Source organism: Nocardioides sp., from assembly GCF_035429765.1.
In the GTDB taxonomy this organism is placed as follows: domain Bacteria; phylum Actinomycetota; class Actinomycetes; order Propionibacteriales; family Nocardioidaceae; genus Nocardioides.
This window is the reverse complement of sequence record NZ_DAOMFK010000052.1, coordinates 1-16290: the sequence shown is the minus strand read 5'-3', so window position 1 is coordinate 16290 and position 16290 is coordinate 1. Positions and strand designations below refer to the sequence as shown.

13 protein-coding genes and 3 pseudogenes are annotated in these 16290 nt (G+C 71.2%); 8 read left to right on the top strand and 8 right to left on the bottom strand.

What is annotated here, in order from left to right:
- The 8 genes and pseudogenes from PLP61_RS07275 to dnaA form a co-directional block, all read right to left on the bottom strand.
- Nucleotides 1–284: pseudogene (locus tag PLP61_RS07275) on the bottom strand (hypothetical protein); the annotation flags it as partial.
- A complete protein-coding gene (gene gyrA, locus PLP61_RS07270; RefSeq protein ID WP_324501795.1) occupies nucleotides 284–2905 on the bottom strand; it encodes a DNA gyrase subunit A in 2622 nt (873 codons plus the stop codon). The pseudogene PLP61_RS07275 and the gene gyrA, both read right to left, overlap by 1 nt.
- Nucleotides 2906–2956: 51 nt before the next feature.
- Nucleotides 2957–5086, bottom strand: a complete 2130-nt coding sequence (gene gyrB / locus PLP61_RS07265; protein WP_324501793.1) for a DNA topoisomerase (ATP-hydrolyzing) subunit B — start codon at nucleotides 5084–5086, stop codon at nucleotides 2957–2959.
- Between the two features lie 269 nt (nucleotides 5087–5355).
- Entirely contained in the window at nucleotides 5356–6000 is a 645-nt protein-coding gene (locus PLP61_RS07260) for a DciA family protein (protein ID WP_324501791.1), read from the bottom strand.
- Nucleotides 5990–7138, bottom strand: coding sequence for a DNA replication/repair protein RecF (gene recF, locus PLP61_RS07255; protein ID WP_324501789.1), 1149 nt, complete (start codon nucleotides 7136–7138; stop codon nucleotides 5990–5992). The genes PLP61_RS07260 and recF overlap by 11 nt, the downstream gene beginning before the upstream one ends.
- Nucleotides 7139–7146: 8 nt before the next feature.
- A pseudogene (gnd, locus tag PLP61_RS07250) lies at nucleotides 7147–8091 on the bottom strand (phosphogluconate dehydrogenase (NAD(+)-dependent, decarboxylating)); the annotation flags it as partial.
- A 37-nt stretch (nucleotides 8092–8128) separates the two neighbouring features.
- Nucleotides 8129–9268: a DNA polymerase III subunit beta gene (gene dnaN, locus PLP61_RS07245; protein ID WP_324501787.1), complete on the bottom strand. Its 1140-nt coding sequence runs from the start codon at nucleotides 9266–9268 to the stop codon at nucleotides 8129–8131.
- A 369-nt stretch (nucleotides 9269–9637) separates the two neighbouring features.
- Nucleotides 9638–11098, bottom strand: a complete 1461-nt coding sequence (dnaA, locus tag PLP61_RS07240) for a chromosomal replication initiator protein DnaA (RefSeq protein WP_324501785.1) — start codon at nucleotides 11096–11098, stop codon at nucleotides 9638–9640.
- Nucleotides 11099–11636: 538 nt separating this feature from the next.
- Between dnaA and rpmH the strand changes: the two genes are divergently transcribed.
- From rpmH to PLP61_RS07200, 8 genes and pseudogenes are all read left to right on the top strand, one after another.
- Nucleotides 11637–11774 (top strand): 50S ribosomal protein L34, encoded by a 138-nt coding sequence (gene rpmH / locus PLP61_RS07235; protein ID WP_135267396.1) that lies wholly within the window; start codon nucleotides 11637–11639, stop codon nucleotides 11772–11774.
- Nucleotides 11775–11794: 20 nt separating this feature from the next.
- Nucleotides 11795–12187 carry a ribonuclease P protein component gene (gene rnpA / locus PLP61_RS07230; protein ID WP_324501780.1) on the top strand — a complete coding sequence of 131 codons (393 nt, stop codon included), beginning with the start codon at nucleotides 11795–11797 and terminating at the stop codon, nucleotides 12185–12187.
- The gene (gene yidD / locus PLP61_RS07225) at nucleotides 12184–12438 is read left to right on the top strand and encodes a membrane protein insertion efficiency factor YidD (RefSeq protein WP_324501778.1); all 255 of its coding nucleotides are present in this window, start codon (nucleotides 12184–12186) and stop codon (nucleotides 12436–12438) included. The genes rnpA and yidD overlap by 4 nt, the downstream gene beginning before the upstream one ends.
- Before the next feature lie 27 nt (nucleotides 12439–12465).
- The gene (gene yidC / locus PLP61_RS07220; protein WP_502888990.1) at nucleotides 12466–13386 is read left to right on the top strand and encodes a membrane protein insertase YidC; all 921 of its coding nucleotides are present in this window, start codon (nucleotides 12466–12468) and stop codon (nucleotides 13384–13386) included.
- A 78-nt stretch (nucleotides 13387–13464) separates the two neighbouring features.
- Nucleotides 13465–14085 (top strand): Jag family protein, encoded by a 621-nt coding sequence (locus tag PLP61_RS07215; RefSeq protein WP_502888988.1) that lies wholly within the window; start codon nucleotides 13465–13467, stop codon nucleotides 14083–14085.
- 9 nt (nucleotides 14086–14094) lie between these two features.
- Complete coding sequence (gene rsmG / locus PLP61_RS07210; protein WP_324501776.1) at nucleotides 14095–14826, top strand: 16S rRNA (guanine(527)-N(7))-methyltransferase RsmG; 732 nt, start codon at nucleotides 14095–14097, stop codon at nucleotides 14824–14826.
- A gap of 261 nt (nucleotides 14827–15087) precedes the next feature.
- Nucleotides 15088–15990 carry a ParA family protein gene (locus PLP61_RS07205; protein ID WP_324501774.1) on the top strand — a complete coding sequence of 301 codons (903 nt, stop codon included), beginning with the start codon at nucleotides 15088–15090 and terminating at the stop codon, nucleotides 15988–15990.
- Nucleotides 15987–16290: pseudogene (locus tag PLP61_RS07200) on the top strand (hypothetical protein); the annotation flags it as partial. The gene PLP61_RS07205 and the pseudogene PLP61_RS07200, both read left to right, overlap by 4 nt.

Sequence of the window (16290 nt, the reverse complement as noted above, 5' to 3'; positions counted from 1 at the left end):
CCAGGGGCCGCAGCAGCCGGAGCTGCGGGTGCCGCACCCGAAGCCGACGGGCCGGCGCCGGGAGCGACCCGCGACGGGGCGGGCCGCACCTTGGGGATCGGCATGGTGTGCTCGGTCGTCGACTTCTGGGTCACGGGAGCCTCCCGGTTGTTCGTCTTCCTGCCGGGCTTCGCCGGGGTGGCGGGGGCCGGCATCGGCGGGAGCACCCGTGGCTGCTGGTCCGCCGCCGCGCCCGTCTCAGCGGCGGCCGAGCCGGCCGGCTGCTGTCCGGGGCGATCGACCATCAGGACTCACTCTCCGCGCTGTCGTCGAAACGTTCAGCGTCGATTGTTGCATCCTGGGCCGGATCCGACGACTTCGCGACCGGGGCAGACTCCTCCTCCTCGTCCCTGGCCTCCACGGAGCGGGCGACCACGGCCACCGCGTCGCCGTCCTTCGGGGTCACGAACTTCACCCCCATGGTGGAGCGTCCGGTGGCCCGGAAGTCGTCGTTGATCGGGCTGCGGACGACCTGGCCGGCCTCGGTGATCGACAGGATCTCGTCGCCGTCCTGGACGATGAAGGCGCCGACCAGACCACCGCGGTCCTCGTTGGTCAGCGACATCGCCTTGATGCCGAGGCCGCCGCGGGACTGCAGCCGGTACTCCGAGATCCGGGTGCGCTTGGCGAAGCCGCCGTCGGTCATCGTGAAGACGTACTGCGGCGCCGTCCCGGGGTCGGCCGCCTCGGCCGCGACCTGGCTCGCGCGGATCACCGACATCGACAGCAGGGAGTCGCGGGGGCGGAACTTCATGCCCGAGACGCCGGAGGTGGCCCGGCCCATCGGCCGCAGCTGGGTGTCGTCGGCGCGGAACCGGATCGCCTGCCCCTTCCGCGAGACCAGCAGGATGTCGTCGTCGGGGTTGACCAGCTCGGCACCGATCAGCTCGTCGCCGTCCTCGCGGAAGTTGATCGCGATCACACCGGCCTGCCGCGGGGAGTTGTAGTCGGCCAGCCGGGTCTTCTTCACCAGTCCCGCCCGCGTGGCCAGCACGAGGTACGGCGCCTGGTCGTAGTCGCGGATCGCCAGCACCTGGGCGATCGACTCGTCGGGCTGGAAGGACAGCAGCCCGGCGACGTGGCCGCCACGGGCGTCGCGCGACGCCTCGGGGAGGTTGTAGGTCTTGGTGCGGTAGACCCGCCCGGCGGTGGTGAAGAACAGCAGCCAGTGGTGGTTGGAGGTGGCGATGAAGTGCTCGACGACGTCGTCCCCGCGCAGGGTGGCGCCGCGGACGCCCTTGCCGCCCCGCTTCTGGGTGCGGTACTGGTCGGCCCGGGTCCGCTTGGCGTAGCCGCCCCGGGTGATCGACACGACCAGGTCCTCGTCAGGGATCAGGTCCTCCATCGACAGGTCGCCGTCGGCAGCGATGATCTGGGTACGCCGGTCGTCGCCGTAGCGGGCGACGACCTCACCCAGCTCCTCGACCACGATCGAGCGCTGCCGCGACTCGTTGGCCAAGATGTCCTCGAGGTCGGCGATGACCCGCTCCAGCTCGGCCAGCCGGTCGATGATCTTCTGCCGCTCCAACGCCGCCAGGCGGCGCAGCTGCATGTTCAAGATCGCGGTGGCCTGGACCTCGTCGATGTCCAGCAGCGCCATTAGCCCGGTCTGCGCCACCTCCACGTCGGGGGAGCGCCGGATCAGCGCGATCACCTCGTCGAGCATGTCCAGCGCCTTGACCAGGCCGCGCTGGATGTGGGCGTCCTTCTCGGCCTCGGCCAGCCGGTAGCGGGTGCGGCGCTGGATGACGTCGATCTGGTGGGCCACCCAGCTGCTGATGAACTGGTCGACGCTGAGCGTGCGGGGCACCCCGTCGACCAGGGCCAGCATGTTGGCCGAGAAGTTCGTCTGCAGCTCGGTGTGCTTGAAGAGGTTGTTGAGCACGACGCGGGCCACCGCCTCGCGCTTGAGCACGACCACGAGCCGTTGGCCGGTGCGCGAGGAGGAGTCGTCGCGCACGTCGGCGATGCCCTGCACCCGGCCGGAGTCGGCGAGCTCGGCGATCTTGAGGGCCAGGTTGTCGGGGTTGACCATGTACGGCAGCTCGGAGATCACCAGGCAGGTGCGGCCCTTGGCGTCCTCGTCGATCTCCACGACCGCCCGCTGCTGGATCGACCCCCGGCCGGTGCGGTAGGCCTGCTCGATCCCCTGCCGGCCCACGATCAGCGCCCCGTTGGGGAAGTCGGGGCCCTTGATCCGCTCGATGAGGGCGTCCTGCAGCTCCTCGCGCGTGGCGTCGGGGTGCTCCAGCGCCCACCGGGCTCCCGCGGCGACCTCGCGCAGGTTGTGCGGCGGGATGTTGGTGGCCATGCCGACCGCGATGCCGGCCGAGCCGTTGACCAGCAGGTTGGGGAACCGGCTGGGCAGGATGGTCGGCTCCTCCGACTTGCCGTCGTAGTTCGGCTGGAAGTCGACGGTGTCCTCGTGGATGTCGCGGACCATCTCCATCGCCAGCGGCGCCATCCGGCACTCGGTGTAGCGCATCGCCGCGGCCGGGTCGTTGCCGGGCGAGCCGAAGTTGCCCTGGCCGTGGATCAGCGGTGCGCGCATCACCCAGGGCTGGGCGAGCCGGACCAGGGTGTCGTAGATCGCCGAGTCGCCGTGCGGGTGGTACTGACCCATCACGTCGCCGACCACGCGCGAGCACTTGGAGAACCCTCGGTCGGGCCGGTAGCCGCCGTCGAACATCGCGTAGAGAACGCGGCGGTGCACCGGCTTCAACCCGTCGCGTACGTCGGGCAGCGCGCGGCCGACGATGACCGCCATCGCGTAGTCGATGTAGGAGCGCTGCATCTCCACCTGCAGCTCGACCGGCTGGATCCGGCCGGGGGTGGCGCCGTTCTCGTCGGTGGGCGTCTCGGTCACGATTGCCTTCTCTGCTAAGTTCTACCGGAATCTAGGAAATGAACTAGAGTTCTAGATATCGAGGAAGCGAACGTCCTTCGCGTTGCGCTGGATGAAGGACCGGCGCTGCTCGACGTCCTCCCCCATCAGGATCGAGAAGATCTCGTCGGCCTGCGCGGCGTCCTCCAGGGTGACCTGCAGCATCAGCCGCTGGGTCGGGTCCATCGTGGTCTCCCACAGCTCGTCGGCGTTCATCTCGCCCAGGCCCTTGTACCGCTGGACCGGCATGTCCTTGGGCAGCTTCTTGCCCTGCGCCAGGCCCTCGCGCATCAGGGCGTCGCGCTCGGCGTCGGAGTAGACGAACTCGTGCTCGTGGGGCTTGCTCCAGCGCAGCCGGTAGAGCGGGGGCTGGGCCATGTAGACGTAGCCGTGCTCGATCAGCGGCTTCATGAAGCGGAACAGCAGCGTCAGCAGCAGGGTGTTGATGTGGTGGCCGTCCACGTCGGCGTCGGCCATCAGCACGATCTTGTGGTAGCGCAGCCGGTCGAGGTCGAACTCCTCGTGGATGCCCGTGCCCAGCGCGGAGATGATCGCCTGCACCTCGGCGTTGCCGAGCACCTTGTCGATGCGGGCCTTCTCGACGTTGAGGATCTTGCCGCGGATCGGCAGGATCGCCTGGACCCGGGGGTCGCGACCCTGCTTGGCGGACCCGCCCGCGGAGTCGCCCTCCACGATGAAGACCTCGCACTCGGCCGGGTCCGTCGACTGACAGTCGGCGAGCTTCCCCGGCAGGCTGCCGCGACCGAGCAGGCCCTTGCGGGAGCGGGCCAGGTCACGCGCCTTGCGCGCGGCGATCCGGGCTGACGCGGCGGCCTGGGCCTTGCGGATGATGTCCCTGCCCTCGGCCGGGTTCTGCTCGAACCAGGTCCCGAGCCGGTCGTTGACCACCCGCTGGACGAAGCTCTTCGCCTCGGTGTTGCCCAGCTTGGTCTTGGTCTGCCCCTCGAACTGCGGCTCGCCGATCTTCAGCGAGAGGATCGCCGTCAGGCCCTCGCGGATGTCGTCGCCGGAGACCCGGTCCTCACGCTTCTTGATCAGTCCCCAGTCCTCCCCCCAGTGGTTGACCAGGGTGGTGAGCGCGGCCCGGAACCCCTCCTCGTGGGTGCCGCCCTCGTGGGTGTTGATGGTGTTGGCGAAGGTGTGGACCGACTCGGTGAACGAGGTGTTCCACTGCATCGCCACCTCGAGACTCATGTGGTTGTCCACCCCGGGCGGGGTCTGGGCCTCGAAGTCGATGACGGTGGGGTTGGCCTTGTCCTTGCGCCGGTTGAGGTGCTCGACGTAGTCGACCAGCCCCCGGTCGTACTTGAACACCCGCTCGAGCCCGCCGCTCTCCACCCGCCGGATGCCGTCCTTGCCGGCGACGTCCAGGGCGTTGTCGATGGTGCCGTCGTGGACCGCCTCGGCGATCTCGTCGGCCACCGGGCGCTCGTCGCGCACCACGATCTCCAGGCCCTTGTTGAGGAAGGCCATCTCACGCATCCGGGTGGTGATGGTCTCCAGGGAGTACGCCGTGGTCTCGAAGATCTCCTGGGAGGGGTAGAAGATGACGGTGGTGCCGGTGCGCTCGCCCTTCTCCAGGCGCCGGACCTTCTCCAGCGGCCCGTCCGGATCGCCCAGGGAGAAGGACTGCCGCCACAGGTGGTGCCGGTTCTTCACCTCCACGACCAGCCTGCTCGACAGCGCGTTGACGACCGAGACCCCGACCCCGTGCAGGCCGCCGGAGACCTTGTAGCCGCCACCGCCGAACTTCCCGCCCGCATGCAGCATGGTGAGCGCCATCGTCACCGCGGGGATGCCCTCGGTGGGGTGCACGTCAGTGGGGATCCCGCGGCCGTTGTCCTCGACCCGGACCCCGCCGTCGGCCTGCAGGGTGAGCACGATCCGGTCGCAGAAGCCCGCCAGGCTCTCGTCCACGGAGTTGTCGACGATCTCCCAGACCAGGTGGTGCAGGCCGCGCTCGCCGGTGGAGCCGATGTACATGCCGGGGCGCTTGCGCACCGCGTCCAGGCCCTCGAGGACCTGGATCGAGGCGGCGTCGTACTCGTCGGTGACGGGGGTGACCCCCTCGAGGGGGACCGGTGCGAGCTCGTCGTCGCCGGGGGTGGGGTCCTGCACGTCGGGGGTGGCCTCGTCGGACACACGCACCTCTTCCAACAGCCGCTGACATGGAGAAGGTCGCCGCTCGCGGGAGCCTGCGACCCTGTCTGCCCATGATAGCGCCCTGAGGGCCTGGATCCACCTCAGGAGCTCACCCAGAGGGGGGACTGTGGACGACCGTGGCCCCGCAGCGGCCGTGCAAGGCGGTCTGGACGCCCGATGAGGGGGTGGGCTGGGGCCCCGTACGGGCCGACCCCGCCGCGACGGCCCAGATCCGGCCCCCACACGCCCGGGTCCCGCTCCCGGTCGGGTCAGCCGTAGGTGTCCCTCGGGCCGCGTCCGCCCCGCACCGAGCGGGGTCCCTTTCGCCAGCTCGGGGCCTGCGGCCCGAGGACCTCGACGAGGCTCACCGAGCCGTGGCCCAGCTCCTCGTTGAGCCGGCGGACCAGGGCCGGCGCGAGCAGCCGCAGCTGCGTGGCCCAGGCGGTGGAGTCGGTCCGCACGACCAGCCGGCCATCGGCGAAGGACTCCGGGGAGGAGTGCGCGGCGACCTCGGCCCCCACCAGCTCGGCCCACCGGGCGAACACGCCGTGGACGCGCAGCTCCAGCTCCCAGCCGTGGTCGGCGACCACCCTGCCCACCGTCGTTCCCAGCGGCTGCGGGTCGCGCTCGTCGGGGTGCGCGCCGGAGAGGGTCGCCCCACCCTGGCCACGGGGGGCCGGACCGGACCGACCACCGTCCTGCCCGGCGCGCCTGCGCTGACCCGGTCGCGGTCCGGGTCGTCCCGCTCCGCTTCCCGCCGTGCCGGTCGTCGTCGCCCGGGTGACCTCGCGGGCCAGGTCCAGGCCGTCGTCGGCGTGGGGCTCCGGGGGGGTCGGCACCGACCCGTCGGGGCCGGGCTCGTCCGGACCGGCGCCGTCGGAGCTGGGCCGGCCACCGGTGGGTTCACCGCTCATGGGTCACCTCGCCCCCCGCGACGACGTACCGGGTCCCGGCGAGCCGAGCCGGTACGTCGGCGGCGACCGCGGCGGTCACCAGCACCTGCTCGGCTCCGGCCACCAGCTCGGCCAGCTGCTCGCGACGCTCGCTGTCGAGCTCGGCGAAGACGTCGTCGAGGATCAGGATCGGGTCGTCACCCTCGGCGCGGAGCAGATCGTAGGAGGCCAGCCGCAGCGCGAGCGCGAACGACCAGGACTCGCCGTGCGAGGCGTAGCCCTTGACCGGCAGCCGCAGGTCCGCGTCCCCCAGGGTCAGCGCGAGCTCGTCGCGGTGCGGGCCGACCAGCGAGACGCCGCGGTCCAGCTCGTCTCCCCGACGGCGTTCGAGCTCGGCCAGCAGCGCCTCGGTGAGCGAGGCACGCTCGCTCGCCCCGGAGAGCTCGAAGGAGGGTCGGTAGGTGAGGTCGGCGTCCTCGCGGGTGGCTCCCCGGGCCACGGCCTCGTAGGCCTTGCCGACGTAGGGGCGCAGCTGGTGGACCAGCGCGAGCCGCTCGGCGAGGAGCTCGGCACCGGTCCGGGCCAGGTGGGCGTCCCAGACGCCCAGCGTGGACAGCGCCGCCTCCGCGGAGGAGGAGCCGCGACGGGCCAGGCCGGCGGTCTTGAGCAGCGAGTTGCGCTGCCGCAGCACCCGGTCGTAGTCGGCCCGGACCCCGGCGAGGCGGGGGGTGCGCAGCACCAGCAGGTCGTCGAGGAACCGGCGCCGGTCGCCGGGGTCCCCCTTGACCAGGGTCAGGTCCTCGGGGGAGAACACCACGGTGCGGACCAGCCCCAGCAGCTCGCGCGCCCGCGGCAGCGGCGCCTTGTTCACCCGGGCGCGGTTGGCCCGGCCGGGGTTGATCTCGACCTCCAGCGTGGCGGTCCTGCCGTCACGGACCACCGCGGCCCGGACCACCGCCTGCTCGGTGCCGGCCCGCACCAGCGGCGCATCGGTGGCCACGCGGTGGGAGGAGAGGCGGGAGAGGTAGTCCAGCGCCTCGACCAGGTTGGTCTTGCCCTGGCCGTTGCGGCCGAGGAACGCCGAGGCACCGGCCGCCAGCTCCAGGTCGAGGTCGAGGTAGGAGCGGAAGTCGTGCAGGGAGAGGCGGGAGACGTACACGCCCTGGGCTACCCGGTCGGATCGGTGGGGGACTGGTCGGGGTTCATGTCGCCTCCGGCGGGGGGCTGGGTGCGCACCGCGTGGCCGCCGAACTGGTTGCGCATCGCGGCGACCGCCTTCATCGCCGGTGAGTCCTCCTGGCGGGACACGAACCGTGCGTAGAGCGCCGCGGTGATCGCCGGCGTGGCGACGGCGTGGTCGATGCCCGCCTCCACGGTCCACCGCCCCTCGCCGGAGTCCTCGGCGTACCCGCGCAGCTGCGCCAGCTCGGGGTCCTCCTCGAGCGCGGCCACCAGCAGGTCCAGCAGCCAGGAGCGGATCACGGTGCCCTCCCGCCAGGAGCGGAACACCTCGGTGACGTTCTCGACGACCTCCACCTTCTCCAGCAGCTCCCAGCCCTCGGCGTAGGCCTGCATGAGGGCGTACTCGATGCCGTTGTGCACCATCTTCGCGAAGTGGCCGGCCCCGACCGCCCCGGCGTGCACCGCCCCGAACTCACCCTCCGGCTTGAGGGCGTCGAAGGCCGGCTGGACCTTCGCCACGTCCTCCGCGGCGCCGCCGTACATCAGGGCGTACCCGTTCGTGAGTCCCCACACCCCTCCGGACACCCCGCAGTCGACGTAGCCCACGCCGCGGGCGCGCAGCGTCTCCGCGTGCGCGACGTCGTCGGTCCAGCGGGAGTTGCCGCCGTCGACGACCACGTCCCCCTCCTCCAGCAGGTCGCCGAGCTCGTGCACGGTCTGCCGGGTGGGGTCGCCGGCGGGCACCATCACCCAGACCACCCGCGGGGCCGGCAGGGCCGCGACCAGCTCGGTGAGGGAGCCCACGTCGGCGAGATCGGGGTTGCGGTCGTAGCCGACCACCGTGTGGCCCGCCTCGCGGAGCCGGGTGCGCATGTTGCCGCCCATCTTCCCGAGGCCGATCAGGCCGATCTGCATGGTGCCTCCTGCGCGCTGTGGGCGCCGCCGACGCCGTGGCGTCGCGCCGTGGTCATGACAGGAGGCGTCGCGGCATCAGCAGGTAGCGGAACCCCGTGTCCCCGTCATCCTCACCCGCGGCCCCGCGGATGACAACAGGCTTGGAGGCCTGCGTGAAGGCCAGCTCCACGACCGCCTCGTCGATCGCGGTCAGTCCGTCGAGCAGGAACTGGGGGTTGAAGCCGGTGGTGAGCTCCGGCCCGGTGATGGTGGCCTCGATCGACTCGGAGGCCTGTGCCTCGTCGCCGGATCCGGCGTCGAGGGTGAGTACGCCGTCGGCGAAGGCGAGCTGGACCGCGGTGTTGCGCTCGGCGACGAGCGCGACCCGCTTCACCGACTCCACCAGGGCTGCCTTGTCGACCAGGGCGGTGGTGAGGTGCTCGGCAGGGAAGAGGCTGCGGACCTTGGGGAACTCCCCGTCCAGCAGCCGCGTCGTCGTGCGGCGCACGCCGCCGGCGACGCGGCCCTCGAAGCCGATGATCCCCTCGCCCGCGCCGCCGTGGGACAGCGCGATGGTGACCTCGCTGCCCGCCGTGAGCGACTTCGCGGTGTCGCCCAGGACCTTGGCGGGGACCAGCGCCGCGATCGACTCGTCGGCGGTGTGCGGGTGCCAGGTCAGCTCGCGCTGGGCCAGCCGGAACCGGTCGGTGGCAAGCAGGCTGATGCTGTCACCGTCGATCTCGATGCGGACGCCGGTGAGCACGGGCAGCATGTCGTCGCGGCCCGCCGCGGTCACCGCCTGGGCGACGGCGTGCGCGAACTGCTCGCTGTCGACGGTGCCGGTGGCTGCCGGCATGTGGGGCAGGCTCGGGTAGTCCTCGACCGGCATCGTCTGCAGGCTGAACCGGGCGGCCCCGCAGGTCAGCGACATCCGGGCACCGTCGAGGACGACCTCGATCGGCTTGTTGGGCAGACTGCGGCAGATGTCGGCGAGCAGCCGGCCGCTCACCAGCGCCTTGCCGTCGTCGGACACCTGGGCGGTCAGGGTCGCCCGGGCCGAGGTCTCGTAGTCGAAGCTGGAGAGCACCAGACCGTCCTCGCCCGCCTCGACGAGCAACCCAGCCAGGACCGGGACGCTGGGACGCACGGGCAGGCTGCGCGCCGCCCACGCCACAGCATCGGCGAACACGTCTCGGTCGACGCTGAACTTCACGGTGGACCTCCAAGATCCGGGAGTGGCGTGAGCATCCTGCCATGTGGGGCTGCGCCGCACGAGGCGGACCGGGGGCGTTGTCCCCAGGTCGAGGCATGGCAGGCGTTGACCGACCATTGATGTCCACGTAGGTGAGAGGTAGTCATAGCGTCGGTGGAAACTGTGGATGACCGGTGTCTGCGCAGGTCAGCGGCCCTACGCAGACGCACGGCGGCTGTGGAGACCCGGTGGAGGAGCGGCGCCGGGTGTGGATCCGGTCCCGTGGTGCCCGGCCAGGCGGCAGCGCACTCACAGGGGCTGTGGAGGAGTGGGCGGGTCGGTGCACACGTGGTCCACAGCCGGAGGCGGCGGGGCTCCGGGCGATGGGGCTCAGGCCTGCCGGGCCTGCATCTTGATCCGGTTGGTGAGCTCGCTGACCTGGTTGAACACCGAGCGCCGCTCGGCGAGCAGCTGGTTGATCTTGCGGTCGGCGTACATCACCGTCGTGTGGTCCCGGTTCCCGAACTGGGCGCCGATCTTGGGCAGGGAGAGGTCGGTGAGCTCCCGGCACAGGTACATCGCGATCTGCCGGCCCTGCACCAGGTGCCGCCCGCGGCTGGGACCGGTCAGGTCCTCGATGGTCACCCCGAAGTACGCCGCGGTCTGGGCGATGATCAGCGGGGCGGTGATCTCGGGCTCGCCGCCCTCGGGGATGAGGTCCTTCAGCACGATCTCGGCCAGGGTGAGGTCGACCTCCTGGCGGTTGAGGTTGGCGAAGGCGGTGACCCTGATCAGAGCGCCCTCCAGCTCGCGGATGTTGGTCTGGATCTTGGAGGCGATGAACTCCAGCACGTCCGGCGGCGCCGTGAGCCGGTCCATCGCCGCCTTCTTGCGCAAGATCGCGATCCTGGTCTCCAGGTCGGGCGGCTGGACGTCGGTGACCAGACCCCACTCGAAGCGGTTGCGCAGCCGGTCCTCGATGTCGTCGAGCTTCTTGGGCGCCCGGTCGGAGGTCAGCACGATCTGCTTGTTCGCGTTGTGCAGGGTGTTGAAGGTGTGGAAGAACTCCTCCTGGGTCTGGATCTTCCCCTCGAGGAACTGGATGTCGTCGATGAGCAGCACGTCCACGTCGCGGTAGCGGCGCTTGAAGCGGTCCTGGCGGTCGTCGCGGATGGCGTTGATGAACTCGTTGGTGAACTCCTCGCTGGACACGTAGCGCACCTTGGCCCCGGAGTAGAGGCTGCGCACGTAGTGGCCGATGGCGTGGAGGAGGTGGGTCTTGCCCAGGCCGGAGTCGCCGTAGATCAGCAGCGGGTTGTAGGACCTCCCGGGCGCCTCGGCCACGGCGACGGCGGCGGCGTGGGGGAACCGGTTGGAGGACCCGATGACGAACGTCTCGAAGGTGTACTTCGGGTTCAGCCTGGTCTCGAGGGCGGCCGCCGGGCGCGCGCGCTCGGCGGGCTCCCCGTTCTCGCGTCGGGTGCTGGCCGGAGCCAGCGGCAGGTCGAGGACGACCCCCATCCCCGAATTTGTCGATATATCACTTTCACTACTTGTTGATGAGGGAACCTGAACGGGGTCGGCCGTTCCGGCAGGCACCTCGAGGTCGCTGTTGACCGTGACCGCCATCCGGATCTCGCGGCCGAAGGCCTCGCTCAGCGCGTCCTCGAGCTGGCCGCGCAGGCGTCCCTCGAGCTGGGAGCGGGTGAAGTCGTTGGGGACCGCGATGATCGCGTTCGCCCCGTGCATGGTGACCGGCTGGCTCGAGTGCAACCACGCCTGCTGGTGGGGAAGCAGGTCCCGGACCAGGCTTCGCCACACGGCGTCCAGCTGCGGGGTGTCGTTGTCCACCGGATCACTCTCTCGTCACGCTCGGTCCGCCGCGGGCTGTCGCGGCGCGGCGCCGCTCCGACCAGGCGGTCGGTGCTGGCTCCACAAGTTTGTCCACAGGCTGTGCAACTGGAGCAACCGGGTACGTGGAGCCGTTCCGAGACGCACCTGAGAGCCCCCGTTCGTTCAGCGTTCCCGCAGGTCAGCGCGGGTGTCGCTGCGCTGGCCAGGTGGCCGGGACGGTGTCTGGCCGACGGAGGCGGACCCCGGTGGGGGAACCTCGGTCGGGTGCGAAGGTAACAAGGCCGACGCGGCGACGGCAAGCCTTCATCCACAGGCCTGGGCAGCGGGTTTGACCGTGCCGAGCGGGCTCGCGTACCGTTGGCAGGTCGCCCGGCGTCGACCGGTGCCGCATGTCCATGGACCAGCCCCCGTGGGGGCCGGACGGTCCGTGGGTGGGCGGTGCCAGCCGACCTCGTGTCAGGCCTCCCGCCCGCCGTGCCGCGTGGACACCCAGCAGCAAGCAGCCCGGGAGCCCGGGAGAACAACGGAGAAGCTCGTGAGCAAGCGTACCTATCAGCCGAACAACCGTCGCCGCCACAAGGTGCACGGCTTCCGCCTGCGCATGCGGACGCGCGCCGGCCGCTCCATCCTGTCCGCCCGCCGTCGCAAGGGTCGCAAGAGCCTGGCCGTCTGAGGCCCGGCTCTCCCGGCCCCGTGCAGCCGGCCCCCGTGCTGCCGCAGGCGAACCGGCTCACCTCGGGTGAGGCCTTCCGTCGTACCGTCCGCTCCGGCCGTCGGGCCGGGTGCCGCACCCTGGTGTGCCACTGGTCGCCCCCGCAGGAGCCGCCCCGGGACCCCGGGGCCGCCGACTCGGTCCCGTGTGTCAAGGTGGGCTTCGTGGTGAGCAGGGCCGTCGGCAGCGCGGTCACCCGCACGCGCGTGAAGCGCCGGCTGCGTCATCTGGTCCGGGAGCGGCTCGGCTCGCTCCCGCCGTGCGGCGTGCTCGTCGTCCGCGCGCTGCCCCCGGCCGCGGGAGCCCCTTCGGCCGAGCTGCGCGCCGACCTGGCTCGCTGCCTGGACCGGCTGGTTGAGCGGGACGCGGCATGAAGTACCCCCTGATCTGGCTGCTGCGCGCCTACCGCTTCCTGATCAGCCCGCTGTACGGGCAGGTCTGCCGGTACCACCCCTCGTGCTCGGCGTACGCTCTGCAGGCGGTCACCGAGCACGGCAGCCTCAAGGGCAGCTGGCTGGCCCTGCGCAGACTAGTGCGCTGCCACCCCTGGGCTGCCGGCGGCTACGACCCCGTGCCATCCCGCCCGTCCTCGGACGGGCGCCACCACCGGACTCAAGGAGCCTGAGTGTTCGACTTCCTCGGCACGGTCATCATGGGGCCGCTGTACTGGATCATCTCGGTGGTCCTGGTCGGCTTCCACAACCTGTTCAGCGTGGTCTTGGACCCTGACGGCGGGTGGTCGTGGGCGCTGTCGATCGTCGGGCTGACCCTGGTGATCCGGGCGGCGCTGATCCCGCTGTTCGTCAAGCAGATCAAGGCCAGCCGGAACATGCAGATGATCCAGCCCAAGGTCAAGGAGCTGCAGAAGAAGTACGGCCACGACCGGGAGCGACTCGCGCAGGAGACGATGGCGCTCTACAAGGAGTCCAACACCAACCCGTTCTCCTCCTGCCTGCCGCTGATCATCCAGATGCCGATCTTCCTGGCGCTGTTCCGGCTGCTCAACGCCGCCTCGCACGACGAGACCAAGGGTGTGCTGACCCAGGCCGACGTGCAGTCGCTGAGCAACGCCGAGATCTTCGGGGCGAAGCTGGCCGACACCTTCACCCAGGCCGACAACATCAACACCAAGATCCTCGCGGGCGTGCTGGTGCTGGCGATGACGGCCACCACGTTCCTCACCCAGCGCCAGCTGATGGCCAAGAACATGCCGGCCGACGCGATGACCGGTCCGTACGCCCAGCAGCAGAAGCTGCTGCTGTACGTGCTCCCGGTGGTCTTCGCGGTCGGTGGGATCGCCTTCCCGATCGGCGTGCTGATCTACTGGACCACCTCCAACCTGTGGACGATGGGCCAGCAGTTCTACGTGATCCGCAACAACCCCGCACCCGGAACACCGGCCTTCGCGGCCAAGGAGGAGCGGGACCGGCGCCGCCATCCCGAGCGTTTCAGCGAGGGCACCGGCCAGGTCGTGGTCGGTGAGGTGGAGCCGGAGCAGCCTCGTCCGCCCTCCCGGCAGCAGCCGAAGAAGCAGTCTCGCGAGCAGCGCAAGAAACAGCGCCCCGACTCCTAGGCACCCGCGCCGGCCGCCGAGCCCCCCGTCCATTCCCGGCCTCCGTCCGGGGCACCCACCCTCGCAGGAGCAGAACCGATGACCGAGCAGACCCACGACGAGACCTCCGACGTGCAGGAGGCGGCCGCCGATTCAGCCGTGCCCGCGGTCGAGGGGTCCCAGGAGGACGCGGCGCTCCCGAGGGAGGAGCCGCAGGAGGACGCCGCGGACGCGGCCGCGAGCTCGGACACCCGGTCGACGCGGGTCCTGCAGCTCGAGCGCGAGGGAGACATCGCGGCCGACTACCTCGAGGAGTTGCTCGACATCGCCGACCTCGACGGCGACCTGGACATGGATGTCGAGGGCGACCGGGCCGCGGTCTCGATCATCGGCGCCGACCTCTCGCAGCTGGTGGGCCGCGACGGCGAGGTCCTGGAGGCCCTGCAGGAGCTCACCCGGCTGGCGGTCTACCGCGAGACGGGCGAGCGGTCCCGGCTGATGCTCGACATCTCCGGCTTCCGCGCGCACCGTCGCGAGGAGCTGGCCGACCTCGCCGCGGAGGCGGTCGCCCGGGTGCGCGAGAGTGGCGAGCGGGTGGCCCTGGCCCCGATGAGCGCGTTCGAGCGCAAGGTCGTGCACGACGTGGTGACCGCCTCCGGGCTGGTCTCGGAGTCGGAGGGCGCCGAGCCCGGCCGGTTCGTGGTGATCCTGCCCGGCTGATGTGCCGTCATGGTCGATGTTTCACGTGAAACACCCGAGGCGGCCCGGCTGTTCTTCCCTGGCGAGCGGCTCGCTCTTGCGGAGCGGTACGCCGGGCTCCTCGCCGGCGACGGCGTCGTCCGTGGTCTGATCGGACCGCGTGAGGGAGCCCGGCTCTGGTCCCGGCACCTCCTCAACTGTGCCGCGCTCGCCGAGCTGATCCCCCCGGAGGCGACGGTGTGCGACGTCGGCTCGGGTGCCGGGCTTCCCGGCGTGGTGCTCGCGGTGGCCCGGGCGGACCTGCAGGTGACGTTGGTGGAGCCGATGCTGCGCCGGACGTCGTTCCTCGAGGAGGTGGTGGCGTCGCTCGGGCTGGGCAACGTGGTGGTGGTCCGGGGCCGGGCGGAGTCGCTGCACGGATCCGGCCGCTTCGACGTGGTCACCTCGCGGGCGGTGGCTCCGCTGCCCCGGCTGCTGGAGTGGAGCATGCCGCTGGTGGCCCCGGACGGGGTGCTGCTGGCGATGAAGGGGAGTACCGCGGCCGCGGAGATTCTCGACGCCGCCCCGGTGCTGGAGGCCTGGCACTGTGCCCCGGCCGAGGTGCTCACGGTTGCCGCCGACATCCCCGAGGCGGCGACCACCGTGGTCCGAGTGGCCTGGGCCGAACCGGCGCAGGTAGGTTGGCGCGGTGCGCCTCCTCCCCGTGAGGAGGTCCCGGCTCGGCGGGCCGCGGTACGACGACGCAGGAAGCAGAAGCGGTGAGGCGATGTGAACGATCCCCAGGACGGCCAGCTCGACCACGCCACCGGACAGTCGGGACCGGAGTTATCCACCGGTTTCAACCACTCTGCTGAGCGTGAATATCCACAGGTTGAGCCGGTTCATCCACAGGTTGAGCGGTCGGGTGGGGCCGGCGAGGGTGGTGGATCCGGCGGCGGCTCCCCCGATGTTTCACGTGAAACCTCCGCCGAGGAGGGCGGCTTCCGGGTTCGCACCGCCGAGGAGCTCGCGCTCCCGGGACCGGTGTTCGACGATGAGACCACCCCCCTGGCCCGCGCGGCGGAGCACTCGCTGCTGGCCCGGCAGAGTGCCCGGCTCCGGCCGGCCCTTCCGCGACCGGACGTGACCCGGGTGATGGTCGTGGCCAACCAGAAGGGTGGGGTGGGCAAGACCACCTCCACCGTCAACCTCGCCGCGGCCCTGGCCCAGCTCGGCCAGCGCGTGCTGGTGATCGACCTGGACCCCCAGGGCAACGCCTCGACGGCGCTGAACGTGGAGCACCACCGCGGGGTGCGCTCGACGTACGACCTGATCGTGGACGGCCTCTCCCTCGCGGAGGTGGCGGTCCCCTGCCCCGATGTGGACGGCCTCTGGGTGGTCCCGGCGACCATCGACCTCGCGGGGGCCGAGATCGAGCTGGTCAGCGTGGTGGCCCGGGAGAGCCGCCTGCTGCGCGCGCTGGAGGGGCACGGCGCCATCGGCACGGCGGCAGGCGCGGGGGAGGGCCGGTTCGACTTCGTCCTGGTCGACTGCCCGCCCTCCCTGGGGCTGCTCACCCTCAACGCCCTGGTGGCGGGGGAGGAGATGCTGATCCCGATCCAGGCGGAGTACTACGCCCTCGAGGGCCTGGGGCAGCTCCTGGAGACCGTCGAGATGGTCCGCAAGCACCTGAACCCGAGGCTGCGCGTGTCCACGATCCTGGTCACCATGTACGACGCTCGCACCCGGCTGGCCGCGGGCGTCGCGCAGGAGGTCCGGGAGCACTTCGGCGAGCAGGTGCTCAAGACCTCCATCCCCCGCTCGGTGCGCGTCTCGGAGGCGCCGTCCTACGGGCAGACCGTGATGACCTACGACCCCGGGTCGCCAGGGGCGCTGAGCTACCTCGAGGCGGCCCGGGAGATCGTGACGAAGGGGATGCTGCCATGAACGACACCGGTCGACGGCGCGGCCTGGGGCGGGGCCTGGGAGCGCTGATCCCGACCGCCCCGCCGCCGGCGGAGACCGCCCCGACGCTAGCCGGGACGGGTCCGGAGTCGGCCGCCGGGACGCCCGCGGCTGCGGCGTACGCGGGGGAGGGCCCCGCGCCCAGCGGCCCGCCCCCCATCGCCGGGGCCCGGGTCGCCCAGGGGATAGTTTCGGAGCACGGTGAGCAGGAACGCGACCGCGGCCTCCAGCGGGGTGCGCTTCTGGTTGAATCGGGACTTATAGGGAACGCGTTGCTCCAGC

Coding starts and splice junctions, on each gene's coding strand:
- PLP61_RS07215 (WP_502888988.1), top strand. CDS start 13,465: ATGACCGAGCAGACCCACGACGAGACCTCCGACGTGCAGGAGGCGGCC.
- yidD (WP_324501778.1), top strand. CDS start 12,184: ATGAAGTACCCCCTGATCTGGCTGCTGCGCGCCTACCGCTTCCTGATC.
- yidC (WP_502888990.1), top strand. CDS start 12,466: ATGGGGCCGCTGTACTGGATCATCTCGGTGGTCCTGGTCGGCTTCCAC.
- PLP61_RS07260 (WP_324501791.1), bottom strand. CDS start 6,000: ATGAGCGGTGAACCCACCGGTGGCCGGCCCAGCTCCGACGGCGCCGGT.
- rsmG (WP_324501776.1), top strand. CDS start 14,095: ATGGTCGATGTTTCACGTGAAACACCCGAGGCGGCCCGGCTGTTCTTC.